The sequence below is a fragment of the Flavobacterium sp. 38-13 genome (assembly GCF_001899155.1).
Lineage (GTDB): Bacteria > Bacteroidota > Bacteroidia > Flavobacteriales > Flavobacteriaceae > Flavobacterium > Flavobacterium lindanitolerans.
This window is the reverse complement of record NZ_MKVG01000021.1, coordinates 122625-133704: the sequence shown is the minus strand read 5'-3', so window position 1 is coordinate 133704 and position 11080 is coordinate 122625. Positions and strand designations below refer to the sequence as shown.

The 11080-nt window shown below is 38.4% G+C and carries 13 protein-coding genes; 7 read left to right on the top strand and 6 right to left on the bottom strand.

The window, feature by feature from the left end; genetic code table 11:
- The 5 genes from BGO88_RS16710 to BGO88_RS16690 form a co-directional block, all read right to left on the bottom strand.
- On the bottom strand, positions 1-255 hold a 255-nt coding region (locus BGO88_RS16710; protein ID WP_286707645.1), incomplete at its 3' end, for a hypothetical protein.
- Between the two features lie 114 nt (positions 256-369).
- The gene (locus BGO88_RS16705; RefSeq protein ID WP_286707644.1) at positions 370-2976 is read right to left on the bottom strand and encodes a hybrid sensor histidine kinase/response regulator transcription factor; all 2607 of its coding nucleotides are present in this window, start codon (positions 2974-2976) and stop codon (positions 370-372) included.
- A gap of 175 nt (positions 2977-3151) precedes the next feature.
- Positions 3152-3784: a DNA-3-methyladenine glycosylase family protein gene (locus tag BGO88_RS16700; protein ID WP_286707643.1), complete on the bottom strand. Its 633-nt coding sequence runs from the start codon at positions 3782-3784 to the stop codon at positions 3152-3154.
- 89 nt (positions 3785-3873) lie between these two features.
- The gene (locus BGO88_RS16695) at positions 3874-4065 is read right to left on the bottom strand and encodes a hypothetical protein (protein ID WP_286707642.1); all 192 of its coding nucleotides are present in this window, start codon (positions 4063-4065) and stop codon (positions 3874-3876) included.
- Positions 4052-4627 (bottom strand): hypothetical protein, encoded by a 576-nt coding sequence (locus tag BGO88_RS16690; protein WP_286707641.1) that lies wholly within the window; start codon positions 4625-4627, stop codon positions 4052-4054. The genes BGO88_RS16695 and BGO88_RS16690 overlap by 14 nt, the downstream gene beginning before the upstream one ends.
- Before the next feature lie 210 nt (positions 4628-4837).
- On the opposite strand from BGO88_RS16690, the gene BGO88_RS16685 reads away from it, so the two are divergent.
- From BGO88_RS16685 to BGO88_RS16675, 3 genes are read left to right on the top strand one after another with little or no spacing between them, the layout of a single operon-like run.
- Entirely contained in the window at positions 4838-5908 is a 1071-nt protein-coding gene (locus BGO88_RS16685) for a sensor histidine kinase (protein ID WP_101471180.1), read from the top strand.
- Complete coding sequence (locus BGO88_RS16680; RefSeq protein WP_286707640.1) at positions 5905-6630, top strand: LytR/AlgR family response regulator transcription factor; 726 nt, start codon at positions 5905-5907, stop codon at positions 6628-6630. Before BGO88_RS16685 ends, BGO88_RS16680 begins: the two co-directional genes overlap by 4 nt.
- Before the next feature lie 22 nt (positions 6631-6652).
- The gene (locus BGO88_RS16675; RefSeq protein WP_286707639.1) at positions 6653-7648 is read left to right on the top strand and encodes a hypothetical protein; all 996 of its coding nucleotides are present in this window, start codon (positions 6653-6655) and stop codon (positions 7646-7648) included.
- 2 nt (positions 7649-7650) lie between these two features.
- On the opposite strand, the gene BGO88_RS16670 is transcribed toward BGO88_RS16675, so the two are convergent.
- Positions 7651-8547 carry a LysR family transcriptional regulator gene (locus BGO88_RS16670; RefSeq protein ID WP_286707638.1) on the bottom strand — a complete coding sequence of 299 codons (897 nt, stop codon included), beginning with the start codon at positions 8545-8547 and terminating at the stop codon, positions 7651-7653.
- A 101-nt stretch (positions 8548-8648) separates the two neighbouring features.
- On the opposite strand from BGO88_RS16670, the gene BGO88_RS16665 reads away from it, so the two are divergent.
- The 4 genes from BGO88_RS16665 (at position 8649) to BGO88_RS16650 (ending at position 11002) form a co-directional block, all read left to right on the top strand.
- On the top strand, positions 8649-9242 hold the full coding sequence (locus BGO88_RS16665) for an NAD(P)H-dependent oxidoreductase (RefSeq protein ID WP_286707637.1): 594 nt from the start codon (positions 8649-8651) through the stop codon (positions 9240-9242).
- 5 nt (positions 9243-9247) lie between these two features.
- Positions 9248-9535, top strand: coding sequence for a putative quinol monooxygenase (locus BGO88_RS16660; RefSeq protein WP_286707636.1), 288 nt, complete (start codon positions 9248-9250; stop codon positions 9533-9535).
- Positions 9536-9537: 2 nt separating this feature from the next.
- Complete coding sequence (locus tag BGO88_RS16655; protein ID WP_286707635.1) at positions 9538-10521, top strand: aldo/keto reductase; 984 nt, start codon at positions 9538-9540, stop codon at positions 10519-10521.
- Between the two features lie 187 nt (positions 10522-10708).
- Positions 10709-11002, top strand: a complete 294-nt coding sequence (locus BGO88_RS16650) for a hypothetical protein (protein ID WP_286707634.1) — start codon at positions 10709-10711, stop codon at positions 11000-11002.
- Positions 11003-11080 lie beyond the last annotated feature (78 nt).

Sequence of the window (11080 nt, the reverse complement as noted above, 5' to 3'; positions counted from 1 at the left end):
CATTGTCGAGTTCGTTGACACCCTGGAGAGGTTAACGGACATCGTCTGTTCCGTTGCCGTAAAACGGTACCAAACGTCCTGGCTGCTGTTCACCGCACAGGAAGGAGCTGTTCTGCTAAGCGTTGCCCCATTAAATGTTCCACTGGTTGTAGTGCAAACAGTGCCTGGGGTTAACTGTATTGCATTCACACATTCATCATTGGCTTTGGAGGAAACGTGCCAAAAAAGAATAAAAAACAGTAAAAGTTGTTTCATAAAAGTATATTGATTTTGATTGTTGATTCACGTCGGTAAATTTAGATTTCCGGCCACAAATAGCTATGCAACCATGTTGCTATATTGTGTACTATTGTTGCATTTGCAAAAAAATTATTGATTTTTAAGCACTTGGCTCGGACTTTTCCCAAAGTATTCCGTAAAGGATTTTGTAAAATAGGACTGGCTGTTGAAACCGCACTTATAAGCAATTTCGGTTATATTGCCTTCCTTATTCATTAGAAGATCTTTGGCTTTTTCAAGTCGGATCATGCTGATAAAATTAGTTGTGGAGAACCCTGTCAACGCAACTAATTTTCGGTGGAGTTGACTTCTGCTGACAGACATATTATCAGAAAGTTCATTAACGGAATAGTTTTGATTATCTATATTATCCAAAATATGACCAATGACTTTATTGACATAGGGATTTGGACTTTTAACTCTTTCTTCAAATACTTTTTCCGAATGTATGGCTTCTTTATAGGCTTCTTTATTCCTTTGTACGGTATTGAAAAGGTTTTTTATCGTCAGCTTCAGCTCATCTGGCGAAAACGGTTTTGAAATATAAGCATCGGCTCCATGCTGCAATCCTTCCAAACGGCTTTCCAATGATGCTTTTGCAGAAAATAATACAAACGGCAAATGATTTGTCAATTCTTCAGACCTGATTGTCGAAAGCAATTCGATACCGTCTTTTTCCGGCATCATAACATCCGAAAGGACAATATCGGGCAAATTCTTGCGAATTAAATCAAGAGCCTCTTGTCCGTTTTTAGCATGGATTATGTGAAAGTTTTCTTTTAAGACAGCTATGCTGAAGGCTGCCGTATCCGCGTCATCTTCGGCGAGAAGAAGGATTGGCATGCCCTCATTCGCAATTCCGGCATCTGTAGGATTTACAACTTCCTGTATTGGAAGGGAAACAAGGAGTGTAGTTCCCGAAGAATCGCTTTGAAGATGAATAGTTCCTTGAGCCAATTCTACCAATTCTTTAACAAGAGAAAGGCCTATTCCCGTTCCATTGGTGTCTGAAGTCTGATTTCCTCTGAAAAAGCGACGAAATACTTTTTTCTGCTCTTCTTTCGGAATTCCAGGACCCGTATCGCTTACACGGATGTTTAATCTGTCTCCTTCTATCTGTGATGCCACTTGAATTTTTGCTTTTGGAGGGCAGTATTTCACAGCATTCCCGATAAGATTGGAAAGGATTTTTTCCAAAGCATTAGATGGAAGCGAATAATGTTTTTCTACATTATTCTTAGCATGCGTAATTTGTATGTCTTTAGATTTTGCTTCATTAGCAAAAGTGTCAATCGTATTTTCAATAAAATCATCAACCGCACCGTTGGTATAATGTAGTTGGAAACTGCCTCTGCCCAATTTTGACGCATCGAGCAGTTCGGTAACCAGACTCATTAATTTTTTAGAATTTCGTTCCATCAGACTAAGCTGTTCTTCATTCGAACTATCAGAACGCTGTTTCATAACCTGGATAGGGCCATCAATAAGCGTAAGCGGTGTCTTGATTTCATGCAGGATATTTTCAAACATCCTAAGTTTTTCCTTTTCAAATTTTTGGGTAATCTTTCTTCTTTGGAAAATCAAATAGGTAATAAATCCGCCAATCAAAAACAGCAAAGCAGAACCATATAGCAAAGCGGTTTGTTGATTCTTTGCTTTTTCCGCCTCATGTTTGTGCAGTTGGATTGCCTTTTCTTTTTTCTCGCTTTGGTACTTGATTTCGAGTTCTTCAATCTCTTTTTGTTTTGCTACCGAAAAAAGGCGTTGGCGGGTTTCATTTTCCAGTTTTTTATAGTGGTAGGCATTTTTAAAATCTCCCATCGATTCATACAAAATGCCAATTCTTTCATATAATGCAGGTTTATATTGGTCTTCCGGACGCTGGTCATTTACCGCAATTGCACGCTTCATGTACTCAACAGCCTTAGCATTATTTTTCTTATCCATATAATAATCACCCAAATTCTGGTAGGTAGTCATCATATTGAGATAGTCTTTGTTTTTTTGAGAAATTTCGAGACCTTTTTCAAAATAATAAACGCATGAGTCTGATTTTGTCCCTTGATAAGCTGCCCCAAGAGAATTATAAACAGTGCTCAAATACTTTTCCTGCTTATTTTTAAGTAGTATTTTTTCTGCGTCCTTAAGCGTGTGTATCGCTTCGCCAAACGATTGGTTTATAATCTGCAAAGCGGCAAGATTAGCCGCTATAAAGGAATAATAATGATAATCATTTGCCTCTTTTTTAGCCTGGGCAGCCTGCTGCAGATAGTATTCTGCTTTTTTGAGGTCATTCATCGCAAAATAACAGGTTCCAATACCGTTGTAGATATTTCCAGCTAATGATTTTTCGTTATGTTTTTCTGCCAGTTTAAGCCCCTCCTGATAGGTAGCAATCGCTTCCTTCATTTTGTTTTGCTTTTGGTAGGATTCCGCGATAAGGGCAAAAGAACGGATTACAATCGCATGATTATTTATCTTTTTGCCTATTTTTTGGGCAACCTGGCTGTAATAAAGACAAGAATCCTGATTGGTTGGTAAAAAATATTTTGCAAGTTCAAGATTCAGTTCACTTTTGCGCAGCCCATCTGCTTTTTTAATTAATGTGTGTAAAGAATCTGCAGTATTCTGGCTTTTCATCTGTTGGGGGAAAACAATAGAAAAGACAATGATAAAGTAAAAAGCAAACTTTGCCATAGGTTGGGGGCTTGATTAAGTTTTTGAATTGTCTACAAATGTATAGAAATTCATCATATTTCCTATTTTTCAAGCGTTAAAGCAGCAGTATCGTTAGAAATTTTAATAAAAAATGACCTTAGAAGAAATGAATCACAAAATATTTACGCCCCTCTTCAGATTCTAATTATATCTATTATTTCTTAGCCCTTAATGACAGGTAATAATGCCATAACAGCATAGTTGCAACCGTGCGGAAAGGTTGCCAATTGGCCGCCTTTTCTATTAGAATCTCCCGGGAGGTTTCTTTAGGCATGTTTTTCAATTGCTTTAACGCATTTACCGCCGCCAAGTCTCCTATTGGAAAAATATCGGAACGTTTCAGTACAAAAATCAGGTAAATATCAATCGTCCAGTTGCCTATACCTTTTAACTGGCTCAATATAGTTCGAATGGTTTCGTCAGATTGTGTTTCCAACAGCTGCAAATCAATTTGTTTATCCAGGAGTGCCTGAGCCAAATGTTTGACATAAGCTGTTTTTTGTCGGCTAAAATAACAAGCCCTGAGTTCTTCATCAGACAAAGACAGGATGCGTTCGGGTGTAATTTCACCTACATACGCTCTCAACTTGTTAAGGGCTGCCAATGCCGAAGTGATTGAAACCTGCTGTTCCAGTATGATGTGCACCAATGTTTCAAAAGTATTGGGCCGCGACCAAAATGGCGGATAATCGTATTGGTCGAGAATATTTTTGATATCCTGATCTTTTGCGGCAAGACTGTCGCATAGGCTCCGAAATTCGGAGGGTGTAAACTGGTTGAACTCCATAACAACTACTACTGTAATAAAGTATAAAGCTAATCACTTTTAGAATAGCTTGCCACATAAATACCGGAAACAGAGTCAATACTTGGATATCAGGCAACACCACTGGCAACTAACGGCACCCCTTTAATGGCTGTGCCGGCCGTAGCTTTGATGTTTAATTCGATGATTTCGGAAGTATAAAAGTCAAAAAGGAATATTTTTTCAAAACCGGATGAAAAGGCAGCTGTTTTTATAGTTTCATCAATCAGAAACGACCTGCAGTTGTTATCAACAGCACTCAATACTATTACCAGCCATTGCCTCTGATTGCAACAAATGGTTCTGGTCTATGGCGCTCTGTATGTCTTCATAACTGCATTCTAAAATCCTGAAATCCCGATTTACAATTCGGAATTCGGACGAAGGTAGTTTTCGGATGCGTTCGACATATTTGTACAATATGACCTCTCCTTTGATTCCTGAAATAATCTCGCTTTTGAGTTTCAGGATTTCTGCAGCATCAAAATTGGCTTCCGGATTGCGAAACTCCACATTATAGAGCGCTCTGTAACGGTCTCCAAGTTCCGAAAATTCTGTTTCGATTTCTGAAAGAATTTTTGAGATGGCGTTTTCTTTTGGTGTAAGAAATAAATCCGACGTCGCCACACTGATTTTATCAATCCTGCCATCAGAATCTTCCAATTGGAGTTCCCCTTTTTGTGTAATGGTAGTTCCCTGGTCATACAGGTCTGCAAATTTCCACAAATCGACAATTGCTTTGATTTGCTGTTCTTTGGCGCAGGCTTCCTGTTTTGAACTCTCGATGGCTGTAATCCAGCGCTCTATTGCTTGGACCGATTTCATAACTTTTTTATTTCAAAAGTATAAGGAACATAAAAGCTCCCCGGTTTTTTTATACCAACACAAACTTATTTTATACAAAAACCGTTATTTAATAGATTTATGGCTAAAACAGGCAAAAAACCTTTTCGTATAATTAAAATGGGGGTTGGTATAAATTAATTGGGTAGTGTCCTTTTTTAGTCTTATTTCGTACCGTTAAAATATAGAACCTTGAAAGACAATTGTTTTCAAAATAATTTCATCAAATTCCTGATTGACCCCAAGTATAGGGTATGGAGGCATCTGTCTATTATTATATACATTATTGCATTTTCATACGATTCGGGAGAAATCAAAGAGTATAGTGGCGATTTTCACTACTATGTGAAATGGCTGTGGATTGCCTACTTCTTGGCAATGGTCTACATCAATATGTATGTACTGATTCCGAAGCTTTTATTTAAAGGTGAATATGTTACTTATCTGGTCTGTCTGGTACTGCTGATAGTATGCAGTTTTATACTCGTAAAAAACGGCCTGAATTATTTTGAGCAATACCGCATTACGCCCCGAAAGGTTTTTACCAGTTTTTTCCGGGAAATCCTGGCCACCTCCAACCTGCTTACAATTCTGGTTTTTTCATCCACTTCCATCAAACTGTTTCAGCAATGGGCCCGTGATACGGAACGTATTATTGAACTGGAAACCAATTCCCTTCAACTGGAACTCAAGGAATTAAAAAACCAAATCAATCCGCACTTTCTTTTCAATATGCTGAACAATGTCAACGTACTGGTTAAAAAAAATCCGGAAAAGGCTTCAACCGTTATTATGAAACTGTCCGATTTTCTTCGTTATCAACTGTATGACAACAACCAGCCTTCGGTATTGCTTTTATCGGAAATACAATTCCTGAACGATTTTATGGAACTTGAAAAAATTCGTCGTGACGACTTTAATTTCAGGCTCACAATTGAAAACGAAGACAGTAACAGCAACATGATTTCACAGTTGGTACTTCCTCCCAACCTCTTTACGACATTTATAGAGAATGCCATTAAACATAGTGCCGATTTGGACCATCCTTCCAAAATAGACATTACTTTCAAAATTTATAAAAAAGAACTTGTTTTTACGTGTTCCAACACTAAACCTGCAGAGCCCATCGACGAACAGCATAAAGGAGGATTGGGGCTTGCAAATATCAAACGCAGGTTAGATTTGCTCTATGCGAAGGATTATAAACTGGATATTAATGACGACGATAAACAATATACCGTAACCTTAACACTGCCAATATGAACTGTATAATCGTTGATGACGAACCTCTTGCCAGAGAGGGCATGCTCCTGCTTCTGCAGGATATTCCTGAATTGAATGTGATTGGGTGTTTCAATGGCCCTAAAAAAGCGCGGGAATTCATGCTGGAAAATACAGTTGACCTGATTTTTCTCGACATACAGATGCCGGGAATCAACGGATTGGAGTTTGCAGAATCGATTCCGGAACAAACCCTCATTATATTTACTACAGCCTATTCGCAATATGCTTTGAAAAGCTACGAGGTGGATGCTATAGATTATCTGGTAAAGCCAATCATTAAAACCCGTTTGGAGAAATCGATTAAAAAAGCATTTGCTTATCGCGAATTGCTGTCCGGAAAGGAGGAAAAAAGCACGCTGGAAAGTCTCGAAACCGACTTTATGCTCATAAAATCAGATCGCAAATTCCACAAATTACTTTTTAGGGATATTCTTTATATCGAAGGGCTGAAAGATTATGTCGTGATTTATGTGAACGACAGCAAGATTATCACTGCCATGAACCTTAAAACCATCTCACAGCACCTTCCGGAAATGCATTTCATCCGCGTCAGCAAATCGTATATGGTCAATGTACAGCATATTGATTCTTTTGACAACCATACTATTTATATCAAAACTTCTGAAATTCCGATTGGCGAAGTATTCCGAAAAAAATTCCTGGAACAGTATCTCGGAAAGAACATTTCGGACAGATTATAACAACAACCGTTAAAAACATGCTATGAAATCAAAAATTTTGCCTTTCGCAATACTGCTATGCGTATTTGCCAAAGCACAAGAGAAAGAACAGTTAAAAGAAAACGTCAAAGCTGCCGTAACCGAGAGGTTTCCGTCTACCCGTTTTCTGGACTTCCAGTACCAGCAATACCTGCCAACCGATTTTGATTCCGAATTATTCGACAGGGCTTTCGAGGAAGGAGAAATCAAAAACCATTACCGATTCAACGCCAATTCCAATTTTGTCGTGTTTTCAAAACCCAGATGGAGTATTACTACTTCGCTCAATTACAAATACGAAGCCTTTGAATTGAATGATGTGGAAAACGTAGCCGGTGATGCTATTGCTCCTTATGACAAAAAAATAGATTTTCACTACCTGTCTGCAACACTAAGTTTTACTTATTTCGCCCGATTATTTAATAAACCTTTTATTTATAATGCCAGCCTTACTGCAGATGGTAGCGAAAAAGATATTGAGCGGTTAAAAGGTTTTATTGGTGCAACAATTATTCTGAAAAAAACAGAAAGAACCACGATTGGAGTTGGAGCACTTGTTTTTATCGACCCGGCTTCTCCGGTTCCGGTTGCTCCTACTTTTATGATGGAGCACCGATTCCAAAACTCACCCTGGATATTGGACCTGATTTTACCACAAAGGCTGTTATTCCATAGGCCGGTATCTGAAAATGGAAAATTTTCTATAGGAACAGAACTCAACGGTGACGGTTTTTATGTCTACAACAATAATGTGCCGGGCTTTGCAGACGTGTACGATTACCGTATTTTAGAACTTCGTTCCGGTCTGACCTATGAGCATCATATCAACAAGACAATCATCGCAACATTCAAGACCGGATTGTCTACCGTTTTTAATTCGAGACTATCCGAAAGAGGAGAAAACACAAACGATTATATTTTTTCGACCAAACAAGACGGCACGGGTTATTTCAACATAGGAATTTCTTTTATGCCTGATTTCAAAAAGAAGAAAAACTAGGTTTATTTCATCACTTTCATAAATATTTCTTTGATTAGGGCAATCTCGTCTGCGTAGATTGTCTTTTTTCTTGTAGCAAAATGAAGCGTGTTTTTGAGAGGTACTTTTCCCTCCCATATCATTTTGATTTGGCCGCTATCAATATCTTTCTTACACAGAAAATCCGGTATTACTGCCAATCCCTGACCACTGCTAAGACAACGCACGATAGAATTTAGGTTGGGCACGATATAGTTCGGACGAAAGTCGGGATATTTATTGAAGTTCAATTGCCAGAACCTTCTCAAATGTTCCATATCTCCGGTTGTACCATACCACTTTTGCTGCTTCAGCCATAATTCGACGGCTTCAAAATCATCTGCTTTTTCCAAGGCCTGAAATGTCTGTACATCCGTTTCATTACCACCCACCAGCACTATGGTTTCAGATGAAAAAGGCTGGTAGTCGATTCCACTTTTAGGAACCATTTGCGGCGTGATGATAATGTCCAGGATTCCTTTTTCGAGGTTTTCTACCATTTCGGGATATTCTCCAAATTGAATGATTACATTAAATGGCAAGGTCGCAATATATTGCTCCAACGTAATCTGGAACGTTTCGAAACACATCCCCACACTAATAGTAGGTGTGTGCTTTTCCGTGCTGCGTTGGAAATTCTTTTCGGCCTCTTCCAGTTTTGTCAACGCTTCTATAATAAAATTATAAAGCACTTTTCCTCTTTCCGTTGGAACCATTTTGCGTCCCGTACGGTCAAACAGCTTATATCCGACATAGTTTTCCAGCGAACTCAAATGCAGACTCACTCCGGGCTGTGAAATAAACAGCACTTCGGCAGCTCCGGTTAGTGTTCCTGCTTTATATACGGCTTTAAATGTCCTGTACCATTCCAGATTTACCATGATTAAACTATTATAATTATAATACAAAGGTATGAATTATGTTATTTTAATAATAGATAATGTCGTCCTAAATTTGCATCATCAAATGAATTATTACAATCATGAAAAAAATATTTATAATCAATGGTGGTCAAAAATTTGGCCATTCCGGCGGCAGATTCAATGAAACTATCGCGCAGGAAACTTTTAATTTTTTTAAAAATAATCCCAACTTTGAAGTACAGATAACAGATGTCAACAACGAGTACAATCCTGCTGAAGAAGTAGAGAAATTTGTTTGGGCAGATGTTGTTATCTACCACACTCCTATCTGGTGGTTTCAGCTTCCACACGCTTTTAAGCAATACATCGATGTTGTATTTACAGAAGGCCATGCTACCGGAATTTATCACAGTGATGGCCGCTCTTCAGCAAATCCGGCTGTCAATTATGGAACTGGCGGAATGCTTCATGGCAGAAAGTACATGCTCACCACTTCCTGGAACGCCCCAAAAGAAGCCTTTACACTTCCTGACGAATTTTTCCAGCAGAAAAATGTAGATGAAGGTGTTATGTTTGGTTTCCACCGCATGAATGCTTTTACAGGAATGGTTCCTTTGGAAGGCATACATTTTCACGACATCGAAAAAAATGCTGACGTAGAAAGGGGCGTCGCATTGTATAACGAACACCTGAACAACATCTTTTTAAACTAATCCTCATGATATATCTGACAGCAATAGTAAAAAGCAAACCGGAACATAATGATGCCTTAAAATCATTACTGATGAACATGGCGGTTCATTCCAAAAAGGAAACGGCCTGTCTTCAATATGACCTGCACCAAAACAGCACAGAGCCTAATATTTTTGTTTTCCATGAAATCTGGAACGATGAAAAAGGACTCGAAGCACATAACAGCCAGCCCTATATTCAGGAGTTTGTCAAAGCATCTGAAACTCTTTTGGAAGACAATGTCATTATATATAAAACACAAAAAATAGGATAAAAATGGAATATAGAAAACTGGGAAATTCTGATTTGGAGCTTTCAGCCATCACGTATGGTGCCTTTGCAATTGGCGGCACCATGTGGGGCGGCAATGAAAAACAGGATTCCATCAAAGCCGTGCATGCTTCATTAGACCATGGAGTTACTTCATTAGATACCGCTCCATTTTACGGAATGGGACTAAGTGAAGAATTAATAGGCGAAGCCATCAAAGGAAAGAGCCGTGATAAAATACAGCTTCTTACCAAATTCGGATTGGTCTGGGACGGAAGTAACAACGGAAAAGGAGATTATTTTTTTGATGCTGAAAGCAACGGAAAAACCTTTCCGGTATATAAATATGCTTCAAAGGCAAATATTGTTAAAGAGTTGGAAGAAAGCTTAAAACGTTTGAGCACAGATTATATCGACCTGCTCCAAATTCACTGGCCGGATTCAACAACTCCTATTGATGAAACGATGGAAACCCTGAATCTTCTTATCGAACAGGGAAAAATTCGTGCCGCCGGTGTCTGCAATTATGACCTCACCCAACTAAAAGAAGCCCAAAAAACAATCCGATTGGCATCAAATCAGGTTCCTTTTAGCATGCTGAATCGCGCTATCGAAAATGAAATCGTTCCATATGTGCTCGAAAACAATATCGGTATTATTGCTTATAGTCCAATGGAAAGAGGTCTGCTGACAGGGAAGTATTTCAAGGAGGCCAAGCTGAAAGCTGACGACCACAGAAATGGCTATTTTGGACAATTTTCTGCCGGTAATGTCAAAGCATTTCTCGACAAAATCGAACCGATTGCTCAAAGCAAAAATGTTTCCTTATCGCAGCTTGTTTTACGCTGGACGACATTACAACAAGGAATCAGCGTGGTTTTGGCCGGAGCCAGAAATGCAGACCAGGCCATAGAAAATGCAAAGTCTGCCGATCTTACTATTACCGAAGCAGAAATGAAACTGATTAATGATGCAATCAGCCAATTTTAATCTTTCTGGAATTTGAAACATTCTCTTATAATGTTATAACACAAATGCCTCAAGGCAGTCGTAAATTTACCCATCTTATCACATTTTTAAGATGGGTAAATTTATTTTTATAAAACATGATTTTTATCATAAAAGGCTGATACAATGTATACTTACCTTTACAGTATAAATTTTAAAGCATCTTATCATGAAAACATACAATGATTATCTGACAGGTTATAAAAGAGGTTTTATTGGCTTCACCACATTAAGTGTTCTTGCTCAAAGTTGTCTTGGTGCTATTGCTGCCATGTTTATTCTTATGGGCGGTACATCAATCTGGCACATGATACAGTTATTCTTCGTAACCATATTCTGTATGGGTTTTAACGCAGCAGTATTATCACAGCAAAAACCAAAATTTGTATTTGCATTTCTTATTGTCAGCGCTTCTTGTAGTATTCTCTTTTCTCTTCTGAATATTCATTATCTATTTGCATAAACTAAGAATAGCTTTGCGCCTCTGCGTCTTTGCGTGAAAATGATTGCTCGCAAAGACACAGAGGCGCAAAGTTTAATT

Coding starts and splice junctions, on each gene's coding strand:
- BGO88_RS16670 (WP_286707638.1), bottom strand. CDS start 8,547: ATGGTAAATCTGGAATGGTACAGGACATTTAAAGCCGTATATAAAGCA.
- BGO88_RS16650 (WP_286707634.1), top strand. CDS start 10,709: ATGAAAACATACAATGATTATCTGACAGGTTATAAAAGAGGTTTTATT.
- BGO88_RS16675 (WP_286707639.1), top strand. CDS start 6,653: ATGAAATCAAAAATTTTGCCTTTCGCAATACTGCTATGCGTATTTGCC.
- BGO88_RS16700 (WP_286707643.1), bottom strand. CDS start 3,784: ATGGAGTTCAACCAGTTTACACCCTCCGAATTTCGGAGCCTATGCGAC.
- BGO88_RS16705 (WP_286707644.1), bottom strand. CDS start 2,976: ATGGCAAAGTTTGCTTTTTACTTTATCATTGTCTTTTCTATTGTTTTC.
- BGO88_RS16660 (WP_286707636.1), top strand. CDS start 9,248: ATGATATATCTGACAGCAATAGTAAAAAGCAAACCGGAACATAATGAT.
- BGO88_RS16680 (WP_286707640.1), top strand. CDS start 5,905: ATGAACTGTATAATCGTTGATGACGAACCTCTTGCCAGAGAGGGCATG.
- BGO88_RS16655 (WP_286707635.1), top strand. CDS start 9,538: ATGGAATATAGAAAACTGGGAAATTCTGATTTGGAGCTTTCAGCCATC.
- BGO88_RS16665 (WP_286707637.1), top strand. CDS start 8,649: ATGAAAAAAATATTTATAATCAATGGTGGTCAAAAATTTGGCCATTCC.
- BGO88_RS16690 (WP_286707641.1), bottom strand. CDS start 4,627: ATGAAATCGGTCCAAGCAATAGAGCGCTGGATTACAGCCATCGAGAGT.